The sequence below is a fragment of the Streptomyces sp. NBC_00440 genome (genome assembly GCF_036014215.1).
Lineage (GTDB): Bacteria > Actinomycetota > Actinomycetes > Streptomycetales > Streptomycetaceae > Streptomyces.
In genome coordinates this window covers 5958795-5974921 of sequence record NZ_CP107921.1, presented here as the reverse complement: position 1 = coordinate 5974921, position 16127 = coordinate 5958795, and the positions used below count along the sequence as shown (strand labels likewise).

Annotated in this window: 14 protein-coding genes; 6 read left to right on the top strand and 8 right to left on the bottom strand. The window is 69.6% G+C overall.

Translation table 11 applies throughout. From position 1 onward, the window contains the following. Positions 1–15: 15 nt before the first annotated feature. A complete protein-coding gene (gene cynR, locus OHB13_RS26895) occupies positions 16–933 on the bottom strand; it encodes a transcriptional regulator CynR (RefSeq protein WP_328378773.1) in 918 nt (305 codons plus the stop codon). 191 nt (positions 934–1124) lie between these two features. On the opposite strand from cynR, the gene OHB13_RS26890 reads away from it, so the two are divergent. From OHB13_RS26890 to OHB13_RS26880, 3 genes are all read left to right on the top strand, one after another. Then, on the top strand, positions 1125–1733 hold the full coding sequence (locus tag OHB13_RS26890) for a carbonic anhydrase (protein WP_328378772.1): 609 nt from the start codon (positions 1125–1127) through the stop codon (positions 1731–1733). A 147-nt stretch (positions 1734–1880) separates the two neighbouring features. Continuing rightward, complete coding sequence (gene cynS / locus OHB13_RS26885) at positions 1881–2351, top strand: cyanase (protein ID WP_328378771.1); 471 nt, start codon at positions 1881–1883, stop codon at positions 2349–2351. A 73-nt stretch (positions 2352–2424) separates the two neighbouring features. Next, positions 2425–2925 carry a nucleoside deaminase gene (locus tag OHB13_RS26880; protein WP_328378770.1) on the top strand — a complete coding sequence of 167 codons (501 nt, stop codon included), beginning with the start codon at positions 2425–2427 and terminating at the stop codon, positions 2923–2925. Positions 2926–3037: 112 nt separating this feature from the next. On the opposite strand, the gene OHB13_RS26875 is transcribed toward OHB13_RS26880, so the two are convergent. The 7 genes from OHB13_RS26875 to OHB13_RS26845 all read right to left on the bottom strand — a co-directional run bounded on the left by OHB13_RS26875 (position 3038) and on the right by OHB13_RS26845 (position 13434). Beyond that, positions 3038–3625, bottom strand: coding sequence for a TetR/AcrR family transcriptional regulator (locus OHB13_RS26875; RefSeq protein ID WP_328378769.1), 588 nt, complete (start codon positions 3623–3625; stop codon positions 3038–3040). Between the two features lie 98 nt (positions 3626–3723). Then, entirely contained in the window at positions 3724–5316 is a 1593-nt protein-coding gene (gene serA, locus OHB13_RS26870; RefSeq protein WP_328378768.1) for a phosphoglycerate dehydrogenase, read from the bottom strand. A 223-nt stretch (positions 5317–5539) separates the two neighbouring features. After that, positions 5540–6541 carry a ketol-acid reductoisomerase gene (gene ilvC / locus OHB13_RS26865; RefSeq protein ID WP_327295079.1) on the bottom strand — a complete coding sequence of 334 codons (1002 nt, stop codon included), beginning with the start codon at positions 6539–6541 and terminating at the stop codon, positions 5540–5542. Positions 6542–6693: 152 nt separating this feature from the next. Beyond that, positions 6694–7221 (bottom strand): acetolactate synthase small subunit, encoded by a 528-nt coding sequence (gene ilvN, locus OHB13_RS26860; protein ID WP_266852732.1) that lies wholly within the window; start codon positions 7219–7221, stop codon positions 6694–6696. Between the two features lie 20 nt (positions 7222–7241). Then, the gene (locus OHB13_RS26855) at positions 7242–9128 is read right to left on the bottom strand and encodes an acetolactate synthase large subunit (protein WP_328378767.1); all 1887 of its coding nucleotides are present in this window, start codon (positions 9126–9128) and stop codon (positions 7242–7244) included. Positions 9129–9344: 216 nt separating this feature from the next. After that, positions 9345–12197 carry a putative bifunctional diguanylate cyclase/phosphodiesterase gene (locus OHB13_RS26850; protein ID WP_328380397.1) on the bottom strand — a complete coding sequence of 951 codons (2853 nt, stop codon included), beginning with the start codon at positions 12195–12197 and terminating at the stop codon, positions 9345–9347. Between the two features lie 298 nt (positions 12198–12495). Beyond that, entirely contained in the window at positions 12496–13434 is a 939-nt protein-coding gene (locus OHB13_RS26845; RefSeq protein WP_328378766.1) for a 2-hydroxyacid dehydrogenase, read from the bottom strand. 46 nt (positions 13435–13480) lie between these two features. Between OHB13_RS26845 and OHB13_RS26840 the strand changes: the two genes are divergently transcribed. The 3 genes from OHB13_RS26840 to OHB13_RS26830 all read left to right on the top strand — a co-directional run bounded on the left by OHB13_RS26840 (position 13481) and on the right by OHB13_RS26830 (position 16102). After that, the gene (locus tag OHB13_RS26840) at positions 13481–14473 is read left to right on the top strand and encodes an aldo/keto reductase (protein ID WP_328378765.1); all 993 of its coding nucleotides are present in this window, start codon (positions 13481–13483) and stop codon (positions 14471–14473) included. A gap of 137 nt (positions 14474–14610) precedes the next feature. Then, positions 14611–15807, top strand: coding sequence for a PQQ-dependent sugar dehydrogenase (locus tag OHB13_RS26835; RefSeq protein WP_443062970.1), 1197 nt, complete (start codon positions 14611–14613; stop codon positions 15805–15807). A 67-nt stretch (positions 15808–15874) separates the two neighbouring features. Continuing rightward, the gene (locus OHB13_RS26830) at positions 15875–16102 is read left to right on the top strand and encodes a DUF6191 domain-containing protein (RefSeq protein ID WP_328378763.1); all 228 of its coding nucleotides are present in this window, start codon (positions 15875–15877) and stop codon (positions 16100–16102) included. The last annotated feature ends 25 nt before the right edge of the window (positions 16103–16127 follow it).

Sequence of the window (16127 nt, the reverse complement as noted above, 5' to 3'; positions counted from 1 at the left end):
GTTCCGGCGGCTCGGTCAGGCGGGCGTGTAGCCGCGGGTGCGGAGCACTTGCTGGACGACGTCGGTGAAGGCGCGGGACGCGGCGCTCCGGTAGGCGCTCTCGCGCCGGAGCAGTGCGACGGTGCGTTGCGGCAGGGGCGGTTCGAGAGGGACGGGGCGCAGGTGCGGGTGGTCGTGGGTGATGGCGTCGGGCAGGACGGTCGCCAGCCCGGTGCGCCGGACGATCTCGGTGAGCGCCTGGATGGAGTTGGCCTCCACCATGATGCGGGGACTGACCCGTTCCTGGGCGAAGTAGGCGTCGATGTGGCCGCGGGTGGCGAAGTCGCCGCTGAGCAGGGCGAGATGACGCTCGGCGAGGGCTCCGGCGGGCAGCGGCCGTCCGCCGTCGGCGTCGGCGTCGGCCTCGGACCTGCCCGCGCCGATGACGAGGCTGAGGGTTTCGGTGAACAGGGCTGTCGCGGCGATACCGGGCAGATGGGGGCCGTCGAAGGCGATACCGAGGTCGAGACCGTCGGCGAGCAGGGCCGACTCGATGTGATCCTGCGTCATCTCCCGCACGTCCAGGGCGATACCGGGATGACGGGTGTGCAGCTCGGCGATCAGGGGCCCGATCAGATAGGCGGTGAAGGTCGGGGTCACCGCCAGGCGCAGGCTGCCCCGGGAGAGGTCCTGCACATCGGCGACGGCACGTTCGGCGGCGGCCAGGTCTCGTAGCGCGCGGCGGGCGTAGTGCACGTACGCCTCGCCGGCATCGGTGAGGCGTACGGCGCGTCCGGTGCGGTCCAGCAGCTGCACCCCCACAACGCCCTCCAGCTGTTTGATCTGCTGGGACAGGGTGGGCTGGGAGATCCGCAGGTCCTCGGCGGCGCGGGTGAAGCTGCCGTGCTCGGCCACGGCGAGCAGATAGCGCAGATGACGCAGTTCCAGGGCCATGCCTCGACTATAGATGCCATCAATAGGACTGATGGATATTACGTCTTGGACGCTATAGGTCGAGGTCGTGCATGGTGGATCCAGTCAGCGGATCCGGCCGACGGATCCGGTCGACGGATCCGTTCGGCCCACCGGCTGGGCATCCACCGGCCCGGCATTCACCGGTTCGGCATCCATCGAAGGGAGTGGCCATGCACGACCTCACCGAGGGAGTACGGCGCTTCAAGCGGGACAGTTTTCCCCCCAGGGCGGAGCTCTTCGCCCACCTCGCGGACCACCACCGGCCGACGACACTGTTCATCGGCTGCTCCGACGCCCGTGTCCTGCCGGAGCTGATCTGCGCCAGCGAGCCGGGTGAGCTGTTCGTGATCCGTACCGCCGGCAACCTCGTCCCCGCCCACGCCCCGGCCCGCGCCGACGGGATCGCGGCGAGCATCGAGTACGCCGTCACGGTGCTGGGTGTGTCCTCCATCGTGGTCTGCGGGCACTCCGCCTGCGGCGCGATGACCGCCCTGGCCGAAGGCCACGACCTGACCGGCGCCCCCGCGGTCGCCGACTGGCTGCGGCACGCCGCCCCGCCCCTGTCCGCCACCGCGACCGGGGCCGGAGCGGTCACCGTGGACGCGCTGATACGCCGGAACGTGCTCGCACAGCTGACGAACCTGGCCGGCCACCCCTCGGTGGCCCGTGCGCTCGCCGCCGGCACGGTCACCCTGTACGGCTGGCTCTACGACATCGCCACCGGCACTGTCGAAAGGCTCGACCCCGCGACCGGCCGCGGCACCGCACTCGCCGCCTGACCTGCCCCCCCAGCCTCTCCTGATCCCCGACGCAGCGCCGCGCCCGGGATCACCACCCCACCCGAGAACCCGCCGCGCCCGCCCCCGCGGGAAGCAGCACACACAGCTCCCAGCCCCTGGAGAGCACACCGAAAGGAAGACCGGCTCATGATGCACGCCCAGCTGGACCCCACCACCCGTCAGGCCCTGGCCGTCGCCGCCGTGGAGGCCAAGACCCGCAAGGACCTGTCCTGGCAGCAGATCGCCGACGCCGCCGGGCTGTCGCCCGCTTTCACCACCGCCGCCGTCCTCGGCCAGCACGCCCTGCCGGCCGACGCCGCGCAGGCCGTCGCCGAACTCCTCGGCCTGGACGACGACGCGGTGATGCTGCTGCAGACCATCCCGACCCGCGGTTCGATCCCCGAGGGCATCCCGACCGACCCGACGATCTACCGCTTCCACGAGATGCTCCAGGTCTACGGCACCACGCTCAAGGCCCTGATCCACGAGCAGTTCGGCGACGGCATCATCAGCGCGGTCAACTTCCGGCTCGATGTGCGGAAGGTTGCCGATCCGGAGGGCGGCGAGCGCGCCATCATCACCCTGGACGGCAAGTACCTGCCCACCAAGCCCTTCTGACCCGCAGGCCGCAGACCCTCTCCCCCTGGCCCTCCACCCCCACTCCCCCGATTTCACACCTGGAGGAATCCTCATGGACTTCGCGCAGCGCACCATCGACCTCGCCCGGCAGAACGTCGCCGACGGCGGCCGGCCGTTCGCGACCGTCATCGTCAAGGACGGCGAAATCCTGGCCGAGAGCGCGAACAAGGTCGCCCAGACCAACGACCCCACGGCACACGCGGAGGTCCTCGCCATCCGCGACGCGTGCGTGACGCTGGGCACCGAGCACCTGGCCGGCACCACCATCTACGTCTTGGCCCACCCCTGCCCGATGTGCCTCGGGGCGCTGTACTACTGCTCCCCGGACGAGGTCGTCTTCCTCACCACCCGTGACGCCTATGAGCCGCACTATGTGGACGACCGCAAGTACTTCGAACTCGACACCTTCTACGGTGAGTTCGCCAAGGACTACACCGAGCGCCGGCTGCCCATGCGCCACCAGTCGCATGACGGCGCGGTCGACGTCTACCGGTACTGGCAGGAGCTGAACGGCGGCGAGCGCCGCGTGGCCGGGGCCCCCACCGCCGGCTGATACCCCGGGCCGACCGAAGGGACGGCGGGGGCGGTCTCGCCCCGGCCGCACCGGGCACGCAGCCGAGCAGGCGGGACCAGTCCGCCCACAGCGCCCTTGCACGGGCCGGCCGTCAGGCCGGCCCGTGTCCGTCGTCCCCGATGATCGCCCTGAGCCCGTCCGTGAGGTCCCGCGCGGAGGGCGCCGTGCCGGGGTCCATCAGCCACTGGACCATCACCCCGACCAGCAGCGCCTGGTAGACGAGCCCGGCCGTACGGGCCTTCTCCGGCTCGGTCTTCTCGTCGATGCCCTGGAAGTTCTCGGCGAGTCCGCTACGGCCCTCCTGCTGCGGCCCGGCGATCGCCTTGCGCAGCTCGGGCTCGTCATCGATGCGCGAGATCACTTCGAGCTGGAGTTTCCACAGGGCCCGGCTGTCCTCGTACGAGCCGATGACCTTCCCCCAGACCGCCTCGAAGCGCTCGTACGGATCGGCGATGGCCGTGGGATCCACCCCGGACTCCTCGCCGACCGCGTCGCCCCACTCCTCGGTCACCTTGAGGAAGGCCAGATTCAGCAGAGCCTCCTTGGAACCGTAGTGGTAGCCGATGGAGGCCAGATTCGTACCTGAGGCGGCGACGATGTCGCGGGCCGTCGTCCGCGCGTACCCCTTCTCCAGCAGGCAGCGCTTGGCGCCTTCGAGCAGATCCTCACGATGTCCCATGACAGCAGCGTACCCGGCTCACAGACGCCTGTGTAAGACGTATGTCTACGAGCCGGGTACGGCGTGACATGCGGAAATCAGCGGTGACGTACGGGAAATCAGTCGGTCAGGTTGACCGAGCGGGCCGAGGCGGCGCCGATCTCCTCGGAGATCTCGGCCAGCACGGCCGGCGGCACGGTGTCGTCGACGGTGAGGACGACCAGCGCCTCGCCGCCCACGGCCGCCCGCGAGACCTGCATGCCCGCGATGTTCAGCCCGGCCTCGCCGAGGATCTTGCCGACGGCGCCGACCACACCGGGGCGGTCCGCGTAGCGCAGCACGACCATGTGGTCGGAGAGCGCCACGTCCACGTCGTACTCACCGACGGAGACGATCTTCTGGAGGTTCTTCGGACCGGCCAGCGTGCCGGAGACCGAGACCTCCTCGCCGTCCGCGAGGGTTCCCCGGACGGTGACGACGTTGCGGTGGTCGGGCGACTCGGAGCTGGTCGTCAGACGGACCTCGACACCGCGCTCCTGCGCGAAGAGCGGGGCGTTGACGTAGCTCACGGTCTCGTCCACGACGTCCTCGAACACGCCCTTGAGCGCCGAGAGTTCGAGCACCTTGACATCGTGCTGGGTGATCTCGCCGTACACCTCGACGTCGAGCCGGGCGGCGACCTCGCCCGCCAGCGCGGTGAAGATCCGGCCGAGCTTCTCCGCGAGCGGCAGCCCCGGCTTCACGTCCTCGGCGATCACGCCGCCCTGGACGTTGACCGCGTCGGGGACGAGCTCACCGGCGAGCGCGAGGCGTACGGACTTGGCGACCGCGACACCCGCCTTCTCCTGCGCCTCGTCCGTGGAGGCACCGAGGTGCGGTGTGCAGACGACCTGGTCGAACTGGAAGAGCGGGGAGTCCGTGCAGGGCTCCTTCGCGTAGACGTCCAGTCCCGCACCGGCGACGCGGCCCTCCTTGAGGGCGGAGGCGAGCGCCTCTTCGTCCACGATCCCGCCACGCGCGGCGTTGACGATCCGGACGTGCGGCTGCACCTTGTGCAGCGCCTCGTCGCCGATCAGGCCGATCGTCTCGGGGGTCTTGGGGAGGTGCACGGTGATGAAGTCCGCGACTTCGAGCAGCTCGTCGAGCGAGAGCAGCTTGACGCCCATCTGGGCGGCGCGCGCGGGCTGTACGTAGGGGTCGTAGGCGACGATCTTCATGCCGAAGGCCGACATGCGCTGCGCGACCAGGACGCCGATCCGGCCGAGGCCGACGACACCGAGGGTCTTCTCGCTCAGCTCAACGCCGGTGTACTTCGAGCGCTTCCACTCGCCGTTCTTGAGCGCACTGTTGGCCTGCGGGATGTTGCGCGCGGTGGCGACCAGCAGACCGCAGGCGAGCTCGGCGGCGGTGACGATGTTGGAGGTCGGTGCGTTCACGACCATGACGCCGGCCTTGGTGGCAGCGGAGACGTCGACGTTGTCCAGGCCGACACCGGCACGGGCGACGATCTTCAGCTTCTTGGCTGCGGCGACGGCTTCGGCGTCGACCTTGGTCGCCGAGCGCACCAGGATCGCGTCCACGTCGGAGATGGCGGGCAGCAGCTCCGCGCGGTCGGCGCCGTTGCAGTGCCGGACCTCGAAGTCCGGGCCCAGCGCGTCCACCGTGGCGGGCGACAGCTCTTCAGCGATGAGTACGACAGGTTTCGAGCTCACGTTAGTCCTCACAAGTCCGTTGCGGACGGCCGTCCCGACGGCCGCAGGCGGAGGGGCTGGGGCGCGTGGAAGACGCACGACGCTGTGGGCCTGACGCGTATGTCTGAGCAGTGTAGTGGCGCCGCGGCTTACTTATTCCGCCAGTTCGGAAGGATCACCCGTCCGTGGTTGGCCGCAGTGGACAGGGGGCCGTCCCGTCCGGGAGGCCCCCTGTCCTGGTGGCTTACGCCTCGTCGTTGTCGACCCAGCTCATGAGCTTGCGGAGCTCCTTGCCCGTGGTCTCCAGGAGGTGGTTCTCGTCGGCCTTCTTGTACTCGTTGTACTTCTTCAGGCCGCCGTGGTACTCGTCCATCCAGTTCTTGGCGAACGTACCGTCCTGGATCTCGCCCAGGATCTTCTTCATCTCGACCTTGGTCTGGTCGGTGATGATGCGCGGGCCGCTGACGTAGTCGCCCCACTCAGCGGTCTCGGAGATCGACCAGCGCATCTTCTCCAGGCCGCCCTCGTACATGAGGTCCACGATCAGCTTGAGCTCGTGGAGGCACTCGAAGTACGCGATCTCCGGCTGGTAGCCGGCCTCGGTCAGCGTCTCGAAGCCTGCCTTGACCAGCGCGGCGGTGCCACCACAGAGGACGGCCTGCTCGCCGAAGAGGTCGGTCTCGGTCTCCTCGGTGAAGGTCGTCTTGATGACGCCGGCCCGGGTGCCGCCGATGCCCTTCGCGTACGAGAGCGCCAGCGCCAGGCCCTTGCCCGACGCGTCCTGCTCGACGGCCACGATGCACGGAACGCCGCGGCCCTCCTCGTACTGACGGCGGACCAGGTGACCCGGGCCCTTCGGGGCGACCATGCAGACGTCGACGTTGGCCGGCGGCTTGATGAAGTCGAAGCGGATGTTCAGACCGTGGCCGAAGAACAGCGCGTCGCCGTCCTTCAGGTTGTCCTTGATGGACTCCTCGTAGACCTGGGCCTGGATCGGGTCCGGGACGAGGATCATGATGACGTCGGCCTCGGCGGACGCCTCGGCGGGGGTCACCACGCGCAGGCCCTGCTCCTCGGCCTTGGCCTTGGACTTGGAGCCCTCGTGCAGACCGACACGGACGTCGACACCCGAGTCACGCAGCGACAGCGCGTGGGCGTGGCCCTGGCTGCCGTATCCGATGACTGCGACCTTGCGGCCCTGGATGATCGACAGGTCGGCATCGTCGTCGTAGAAAAGCTCGGCCACTGGGATATCTCCTTGGTGTGCAGGTGTTACGGCCCACCGTACGGGGGGCGGGGAGGGGAAGGTTTCCGGGTCTCGCCATGCGAGCGGGCGGGCACCGCGTGATCCGCCGGAACGCGCGGTGCCCGACGGCTCGGAGGCCGCCCGGCGGACTCTCAGGCGCTGCGTTCGAGCGCTCGCAGGCTGCGGTCCGTGATGGAGCGCGCGCCGCGGCCTATGGCGATCGAGCCGGACTGGACGAGTTCCTTGATGCCGTACTGCTCCAGCATCTTGAGCATCGCGTCCAGCTTGTCGGTCCCGCCGGTGGCCTCGATGGTCACGGCCTCCGGTGAGACGTCCACGGTCTTGGCGCGGAACAGCTGGACGATCTCGACGATCTGGGAGCGGGTCTCGTTGTCGGCGCGGACCTTCACCAGGACGAGCTCGCGCTGGATCGCAGCGCCGGGCTCGAGTTCGACGATCTTCAGGACGTTGACCAGCTTGTTGAGCTGCTTCGTCACCTGCTCCAGCGGCAGGTCGTCGACACTCACCACAATGGTGATGCGGGAGATGTCGGGGTGTTCGGTGACGCCCACGGCGAGCGAGTCGATGTTGAAGCCGCGGCGGGAGAACAGGGCGGCGATCCGGGCGAGGATGCCCGGCGTGTTCTCGACCAGGACGGAGAGCGTGTGCTTGGTGGACATGTCGTCGGTCTCTCTCTGTCTCAGTTCTCTTCGCTGTCGCCGAAGTCGGGGCGGACACCGCGGGCGGCCATGACCTCGTCGTTGGAGGTACCGGCGGCCACCATGGGCCAGACCATCGCGTCCTCGTGGACGATGAAGTCGACCACGACCGGGCGGTCGTTGATCGCGTTCGCCTCGGCGATGACCTTGTCCAGGTCCTCCGGGCGCTCACAGCGCAGCGCGACACAGCCCATGGCCTCGGACAGCTTCACGAAGTCCGGGATCCGGGTACCGCCGCTGGCCTTGCCGTCCGCCGCGATGCCGTCGGCGTCGGGACCCGAGTGCAGCACCGTGTTGGAGTAGCGCTGGTTGTAGAAGAGGGTCTGCCACTGGCGGACCATCCCGAGGGCGCCGTTGTTGATGATCGCGACCTTGATCGGGATGTTGTTGAGCGCGCAGGTGGTCAGTTCCTGATTGGTCATCTGGAAGCAGCCGTCGCCGTCGATCGCCCAGACCATCCGGTCCGGCATACCGGCCTTGGCGCCCATCGCGGCCGGGACCGCGTAGCCCATCGTCCCGGCGCCGCCGGAGTTCAGCCAGGTGGCGGGGTGCTCGTACTGGATGAAGTGCGAGGCCCACATCTGGTGCTGTCCGACGCCCGCCGCGAAGATCGTGTCTCCGTCGGCGGCCCGGCCGATGCGCTCGATGACCTGCTGCGGGGAGAGGCTGCCGTCCGCGGGCAGGTCGTAGCCCAGCGGGTAGGTGTCGCGCCAGCGGTTGAGGTCCGTCCACCAGTCCGCGTACCGCTTCTGGGCGGCGTCGCCCATGGTGCCCTCGGTGTGCTCGGCCTGGACGGCCTGGACCAGGTCGGCGATGACCTCGCGGGCGTCTCCGACGATCGGGACGTCCACCTGGCGGTTCTTGCCGATCTCGGCGGGGTCGACGTCCGCGTGGATGACCTTGGCGTCCGGCGCGAAGCTGTCCAGCTTGCCGGTGACGCGGTCGTCGAAGCGGGTGCCGAGCGCGATCAGCAGATCGGACTTCTGCAGTGCGGTCACCGCGGTCACCGCACCGTGCATCCCGGGCATGCCCACGTGCTGCGGGTGGCTGTCGGGGAACGCGCCGAGCGCCATCAGCGTGGTGGTGACCGGTGCCCCGGTCAGCTCGGCGAGCACCTTGAGCTCCGCGGTGGCGTGCGCCTTGATGACACCGCCGCCGACGTACAGCACCGGGCGCTTGGCCTGCGCGATGAGCCGGGCCGCCTCACGGATCTGCTTGGCGTGCGGCTTGGTCACCGGCCGGTAGCCGGGCAGCTCCAGCTGCGGCGGCCAGGAGAACGTCGTCTGCGCCTGCAGCGCGTCCTTGGCGATGTCGACCAGCACCGGGCCGGGCCGCCCGGTCGAGGCGACCTGGAACGCCTCGGCGATCACCCGCGGGATGTCGGCCGCGTCGGTGACCAGCCAGTTGTGCTTGGTGATCGGCATCGTGATGCCGCAGATGTCCGCCTCCTGGAAGGCGTCCGTACCGATGGAGGCGGAGGCCACCTGACCGGTGATCGCGACCAGCGGGACCGAGTCCATGTGCGCGTCGGCGATCGGCGTGACCAGGTTGGTGGCACCGGGCCCCGACGTGGCCATGCACACGCCAACCTTGCCGGTGGCCTGCGCATATCCAGTGGCCGCGTGACCCGCGCCCTGCTCGTGCCGGACCAGGATGTGACGCACCCGGGTGGAGTCCATCATCGGGTCGTACGCCGGGAGGATCGCACCGCCGGGGATGCCGAATACCGTATCGGCCCCGACTTCCTCAAGAGAACGGATGAGGGACTGCGCGCCCGTGACGTGCTCGACGGTGGCGGACGACGGTCCGCCGTTACGGGCCCGCGGCTGCGGGTGGTGGGCCCCGGTGGCCTGCTCGGTCATCGGCATTCTCTTCTCGAAGCTGAGGGTTTTTGCGGGGATTTTCGCGGTGTTCCGGTGGTGCTGGTGCAACAAAAAACCCCCCGTGCCGTGAGGCAAGCGAGGGGAGCGCGTCGGGGGCGTTGAGCGGAGCTGGTGAGGAGCTCTGCTTCAGCCGACGCGCTTTCCAAGTACGAGAATTCGGGTGGTCATGGCACTGACCCTCCTCCCGCCCCCCGGTGACTGTCAAGTGGGTGGGACAGGCGTCTCATTATTTGAACCGGCGAAGGACCGTGTTCCGAGCAGTACCGGCCTGGCCGCACCGCCCGGCAGGGGGAAGCGCGAACGGCTCAGGGAGCGGCGCAGCCGGTACTCGTCCAGTGGCCCGGCGAACGCCATGCCCTGCCCGTGCGTACACCCCATCGCGCGCAGCGCGGTCACCTGTTCGGGTAAGTCGACCCCGTCCGCGACCGACTGCATGCCCAGATCGCAGGCGATGCGCAGCAGCCCGCTGGTGATTTTGTGCAGCCGCGCCGATTCCACCACGCCCTCGACCAGTCCGCGGTCCAGTTTGAGTACGTCGACCGGCAGCCGCCGCAGTGCGTTTATCGCGGCGTAGCCCCGGCCGAATCCGTCCAGGGCGATCCGCACACCATGCCTGCGCAGGACCATCAGACGGCGCTCCAGCTCCTCGAAAGCGATCCTGGGGTCGCTGTCGGCGATCTCGATGACCAGGGCGCCGGAGGGCAGCCCGTGCCGGCTGAGGAGCGCCTCGATGGAGCCGAGCGGCATGGACCTGTCCAGCAGCCTGCGCGCGGAGAGGCGCACGGCCACCGGCACCTGGTGCCCGGCGCCTCCGCGGTCCGCGGCCTGCTCGACGGCCTCTTCGAGCAGCCAGCGGCTGAGCTCACCGGTGCGGGCGCCCTCAGCCATGTCCCCGGTCTCGTGGACCTGGAGGAACTCCGCGGGGGTGAAGAGGATGCCCTGGGTCGACCGCCAGCGGGCCTGGGCCGCGACGGCAGCGATCCGGCCGGTCGTGAGATTCACCACGGGCTGGTGCAGCAGGGCGAACTCGCCGTCGTGCAGCGCGGTACGGAGCCGGGCGGACAGCTCGGATCTGCGGACCACCTCGGCCTGCATCTGCGGCGCGTACAGCTCGACGCGGTTCTTGCCGCCGGCCTTCGCCCGGTACATGGCGAGGTCGGCGTTGCGCATCAGATCGGTCGGGGTGATGCCCGACTCGGCGAAGGCGACGCCGATGGAGGCCGCGACCCGCACCTCGCTGCCCTCGATCCGGTACGGCTCGGAGAGCCGCAGCCGCAGCCGGTCGGCGATCTCGTGGACCTGGGATTCGCGGGCGGGCTGGTCCTGGCCGCCGTTGCCGATGATCAGGGCCGCGAACTCGTCGCCGCCGAGCCGGGCCGCCGTGTCCCCGGACCGGACCGACTCCTGGAGGCGGCGGGCCGCCTGGATCAGCAGTTCGTCACCGGCCTGGTGGCCGATGGTGTCGTTCACCGCCTTGAAGCCGTCCAGGTCGATGAAGAGCACCGCCGTGCCGTGGTCCGTCGCCCTGCGCCCGACGAGCGCCTTGCGGACCCGGTCGGTGAAGAGCGCGCGGTTGGGCAGGTCGGTGAGCGGATCGTGCTCGGCGTTGTGCTGCAACTGGGCCTGGAGCCGGACCCGTTCGGTCACGTCCCTGCTGTTGAAGATCAGGCCGCCCTGGTGGCGGTTGACCGTGGACTCGACATTGAGCCAGTCGCCGGTGCCGGATCTGAAGCGGCACTCGATACGGGTGGTGGGCTCACTGGCGGGTGAGGCGGCCAGAAACCGCCGCACCTCGTGGACCACGCGCCCCAGGTCCTCGGAGTGGATGAGTGAGGCGAGCTCGGAGCCGATGAGTTCTTCGGCATCCCGCCCGTAGACACCGGCGGCGGCGGGGCTGACGTACCGCAGGATGCCGGTGGGTGCGGCGATCATGATGACATCGCTCGACCCCTGCACCAGGGAGCGGAAGTGGTTCTCCTTCTGGGCCAGTTCATGGGTGAGCGCGATGTTGTCGACGAGCATGATGCCCTGCCGTACGACCAGGGCGAGCACGACCGTGCAGCCGGTGAAGACGACCACCCGGTCCACTCTGCGGCCGTCGATCACGTTGTCGAGGATGCCGAGGGTGCAGACGGCGGCGGCGAGATACGGCGTGAGAGCGGACAGCGACCCCGCGATCGGACGGCTCGGGCGGCCCGGATGCCGGATCCCCCTGGGCTCGGGGACCGGGTCGGCCCCGGTGAATCCGGTGGCTCCCAGCCGTGCGGCCCAGGGGGCGTACGCCAGGAGCAGCGACCCCGCGAACCAGCCGGCGTCCAGCAGCTGGCCCGAGTGGTAGTTCGCGCGCAGCAGAGGCGAGGTGAAGAGGGCGTCGGACAGGACGGTCAGGGCGAGCCCCGCGATGGCGGTGTTGATGGCCGAGCGGTTGGCGTTGGACCTGCGGAAGTGCAGGGCGAGCACCATGGACACCAGGACGATGTCGAGGAGCGGGTAGGCGAGCGAGAGGGCCGCGTGGGCCACACTCTCGTGGTTGCCTTCCAGCCGCGCGGTGTGCGCCAGCGCGAGGCTCCAGGAGAGCGTCAGCAGCGAGCCGCCGATGAGCCAGGCGTCCAGCGCCAGGCAGACCCAGCCGGCCCGGGTGACCGGACGCTTGGCGAGCACCAGCAGCCCCACGATCGCGGGCGGCGCGAAGCAGAGGAAGAAGAGGTCGGCGAGGGAGGGGGTGGGCACCGGGATCTGCAGGACGACCTCGTACCAGCCCCACACCGCGTTTCCGCAGGAGGCCATCGCGGAGGAGACCGAGAAGAGCAGCCAGGCGGGCCGAAACCTGATCTCCCGGGTACGCGCGTAGAAGAGGCAGGAGACCGCCGCCAGCGCCGCGGCGAAGCTGAGGCCGAAGTCGCCCATCACAAGGGCCAGTTGCTTGGAACCCCAGTCGAACGCCGAGCCGACCGCATACCCTCCGCACACCACGGCGAGGAGGAGTTGGGAGAGCAGCCCCCCCGGGCCGCCGGAGACCGGCTGCCGGGCGAGCAGCGCCCCCGACGCGCTCACCGCTCCTCCCCCGGAGCCGCTGACCGCGGCATCGCCCGGCACGGGCCGGATCTGTGCAGGGTGGCTCGCCGGGAACGCCGTCGGTGGCCCCGCCGCGTCAGCTGGTTCGTCCATTGGCCGTGCATCGCCCGTCGCCCCCTCGGAATCTGTACGCTCCCCCGCACCGTGACCTTGCGCGGTGGAGCCCCCAACCGGACGATACACCAGTACCGTCACTCAGGGACATAGGGCCTCTACTCTCCGTTACGAGCAGGAGAGTTGTGGGCACACAGCGCATCCAAATGCCTGCAGAACGTGCCTATTCGGTCGTCAGGACGACATTGTCCAGCGGCTCATCCGCGGCGAACCGGGTCAGCTGCGAAGCCAGCAGACGCGTGGCGCGCGGCATGAACGCCGAGGTGGGACCGCCTGCGTGGGGACTGATGAGACAGCCGGGAGCGTGCCACAACGGGTGCCCCGCGGGCAGCGGTTCGGGGTCGGTGACGTCGAGGGCCGCGTGCAACCGTTCCGACTCCAGCTCGGCGAGGAGCGCCTCGGTGTCGACGACGGGGCCGCGCGCGACGTTCACCAGCAGCGCACCGTCCTTCATCCCCGCCAGGAACTCCGCGTCCGCCAGCCCCCGGGTCTGCTCGGTGAGCGGCGTGGAGAGGACGACGACGTCCGCTTCCGGCAACAGTTCGGGCAGATCGGTGAATGCGTGCACTTGACCGCGCTCCGTAGTGCGTGAGGAGCGCGCGACGCGCGCCACCCGCGCGCACTCGAAGGGCACGAGCCGGTCCTCTATGGCGGCACCGATCGACCCGTATCCGACGATCAGTACCGTCTTGTCGGCGAGCGCCGGGCGGAAACCGGACTGCCACTCCTCACGCTGCTGACCGCGCACGAAGTCGGGTATGCCGCGCAGTGAGGCCAGTATCAGGGTGAGGGTGAGTTCGGCGGTCGACGCCTCGTGCACACCGCGCGCGTTGCAGAGCTGCACGCCCGCGGGGAGACGGTCAAGTCCCGGGCGTACGTGGTCGACACCGGCCGAGAGGGTCTGCACCACACGCAGATTCGTCATCGCGCCGAGCGGGCGCAGGGCGACCTCCATGCCCTGCATGTAGGGGACCACGTAGAAGGCACAGTCCGCGGGGTCCGCCGGGTACTGCGGACCGCCGTTCCAGAAACGGTATCGGAGGGCGTCGGGCAGCCCGTCGATCTTGTCGGGCGGGAAGGGGAGCCACACATCAGCAGTCATGACCAGGAGGTTAGTTTGGGGGCGGGAAGAGGGAGGATGCGGCCAGGTGGAGCGCAGGACAATCGGGGCGGCAGCGCTCGAAGTGGGCGCGATCGGGCTCGGCTGCATGCCGATGAGCTGGGCGTACACCGGATCCCAGCAGCGCGGGGACCGTTCGCTGCGTACCGTGCACGCCGCACTCGACGCCGGCTCGACCCTCCTCGACACGGCCGACATGTACGGCCCGTTCACCAATGAACTGATGCTGGGGCGGGTCCTGAAGGAGCGCAGGGCCGATGCCTTCCTCTCCACCAAGTGTGGCCTCCTCGCGGGCGAACAGCACATCGTCGCCAACGGCAGGCCGGGTTACATACGCCGGGCCTGCGATGCCTCGCTGCGGCGGTTGCAGACCGATGTGATCGACCTCTACCAGCTGCACAGGGCCGACCCCGAGGTGCCCGTCGAGGAGACCTGGGGGGCGATGGCCGAGCTGGTCGCCGCGGGGAAGGTGCGGGCCCTCGGTTTCTGCGCGGTCGGAGCGCGCGCCTCCCGGCGCCCCGGCGCACGCCTGCATGACGCGACGGTCGGACAGCTGGACCGGGTCCAGCAGGTTTTTCCGGTGAGCGCGGTACAGGCCGAGCTCTCGGTCTGGTCCCGGGACGCTCTCGACTCACTGCTGCCGTGGTGCGAGGCGCGCGGGGTCGGCTTCCTGGCGGCGATGCCGCTGGGGAACGGTTTCCTCTCGGGCACGCTCACGCCGGGGCAGGGCTTCGAGCCCGACGACATGCGGGCCAGGCATCCGCGGTTCACCGCCGAGATGATGGCGGCGAACCAGCCGGTGGTGGCGGGGCTGCGGCGGATCGCGGGGCGTCATGGGGCGACGCCTGCCCAGGTGGCGCTGGCGTGGGTGCTGAGGCAGGGGCCGCATGTGGTGCCGGTGCCGGGGACCAAGCAGGAGCGGTGGGCCGTGGAGAACGCTCGCGCTGCGGAACTGGTGCCGACAGCAGAGGATCTTGGGGAGATCGCGGAACTGCCGCCCGCACGGGGCTCCTGGGACTGAGTCGTCCCGGTGCCGCCTCTTCTGTACGGCCCGTTCTGTACGGCTCATTCTGTGTGCCCGGGGGACAGGGCTGTGCCGGGGCGGCCCTTTCGGGGCCGAACGGGCGCGGGTGGGAACCGGCGGCGGACCTGCGGTGTATGAACAGTAGCTGTGCTGTCGTCGAAGGGATCAGAACCGTGCAACGTCCAGCTGTGACAGCCGTGTTGGCGTCGGCCCTGCTGTTGTCGGCCGTCGGGTGCTCCTCCGGGGGCGGTGATGAAATCACCGGCACCGGCCGCGCCCCCGGGCCGCACGCACCCGCCTCCGCGTCGGCGTCCCCGTCCAGAGCCGTCCCGCCTGCGAAGGGGACGGTCAAAGTGGTCTCGACCCTCACCACGGGTCTCGACTCACCGTGGGGGGTAGCGGTGCTCCCGGAGGGCGATCTGCTGGTCTCCTCGCGCGATCGGGGGACGATCACCGAGGTCGACGCCAAGACCGGCCGGAAGACCGTGATCGGGAAGGTCGCGGGGGTCGCGCCCGCCGGTGAGGGCGGGCTGCTGGGGCTGGCGCTCTCCCCTTCGTACGCCTCGGACCATCTGGTCTACGCGTACTTCACCACCACGTCCGACAACCGCATCGCGCGCATGTTCTACGACGCGAAGCAGCCGGCAGGACAGCAGCTGGGGGCACCCGACACGGTCTTCAAGGGCATCCCGAAGGGCACCGTTCACAACGGCGGGCGGATCGCGTTCGGACCGGACAAGATGCTCTATGCCGGGACCGGGGAGACCGGCGACCGAGGTCTGGCCCAGGACAAGAAGTCACTGGGCGGAAAGATCCTCCGGATGACACCGGACGGACAGCCGGTGCACGGCGATCCCTGGGCCGACTCCGTCGTCTACTCCTACGGCCACCGCAACGTGGAAGGCCTCGCCTGGGACGCGGACGGGCGGCTGTGGGCCGACGAATTCGGCCAGGACACCTGGGACGAACTCAATCTGATCGGCCCCGGGAAGAACTACGGCTGGCCCGAGGCGGAGGGCAGAGCGGGAAAGGCGGGGTTCACCGACCCGGTGGAGGAGTGGAAGCCGGCGGACGCCTCTCCCAGCGGTCTCGCCTATGCCGAGGGTTCCCTGTGGATGGCGTCCCTGCGGGGTGAGCGGCTGTGGCGGATCCCGCTCAACGGAGACAAGCCATCGGCCAAGCCGCAAGGCTTCCTCCAGGGGAAGTACGGGCGGCTGCGCACGGTGGTCTCCGCGGGCGGGGACAGGCTGTGGCTGGTCACCAGCAACACCGATTCGCGGGGCAGGCCCAAGGCCGGGGACGACCGGATCCTCCAGCTGGAGGTGAAGTAGCCCGGGGTTACGCTGGGGAGGGCTCACCGCACGGGAGTCCGGCCGGGGCTCACCGCAGGGGGTCTGGATGTTCAACCTGATAGAGCAGCTCTTCGCACCCGGGCGCAAGCACACCGAGGACGAGAACAAGCGGCTGGAGCTGTCCCGCGTCGATCTCAACGACGGCGATCCGGGGCGCGGTCCGATAGACCTCGACTCGGGGACAGTGATCATCCGGTCACAGGAGCAGGATCAGAGCCAGGACCGGGACGAGGAGCAGGAGCAGGAGCAGCATCGCCCGGCGTCCGAGTCCTAGGGCCACCGGCACCCGCACCCCCCGC

Excerpts from the sequence above, each read along its gene's own strand:
- cynR (WP_328378773.1), bottom strand. The coding sequence starts at position 933 with ATGGCCCTGGAACTGCGTCATCTGCGCTATCTGCTCGCCGTGGCCGAG.
- OHB13_RS26890 (WP_328378772.1), top strand. The coding sequence starts at position 1,125 with ATGCACGACCTCACCGAGGGAGTACGGCGCTTCAAGCGGGACAGTTTT.
- cynS (WP_328378771.1), top strand. The coding sequence starts at position 1,881 with ATGATGCACGCCCAGCTGGACCCCACCACCCGTCAGGCCCTGGCCGTC.
- OHB13_RS26880 (WP_328378770.1), top strand. The coding sequence starts at position 2,425 with ATGGACTTCGCGCAGCGCACCATCGACCTCGCCCGGCAGAACGTCGCC.
- OHB13_RS26875 (WP_328378769.1), bottom strand. The coding sequence starts at position 3,625 with ATGGGACATCGTGAGGATCTGCTCGAAGGCGCCAAGCGCTGCCTGCTG.
- ilvN (WP_266852732.1), bottom strand. The coding sequence starts at position 7,221 with ATGTCCACCAAGCACACGCTCTCCGTCCTGGTCGAGAACACGCCGGGC.
- OHB13_RS26855 (WP_328378767.1), bottom strand. The coding sequence starts at position 9,128 with ATGCCGATGACCGAGCAGGCCACCGGGGCCCACCACCCGCAGCCGCGG.
- OHB13_RS26845 (WP_328378766.1), bottom strand. The coding sequence starts at position 13,434 with ATGACTGCTGATGTGTGGCTCCCCTTCCCGCCCGACAAGATCGACGGG.
- OHB13_RS26835 (WP_443062970.1), top strand. The coding sequence starts at position 14,611 with ATGAACAGTAGCTGTGCTGTCGTCGAAGGGATCAGAACCGTGCAACGT.
- OHB13_RS26830 (WP_328378763.1), top strand. The coding sequence starts at position 15,875 with ATGTTCAACCTGATAGAGCAGCTCTTCGCACCCGGGCGCAAGCACACC.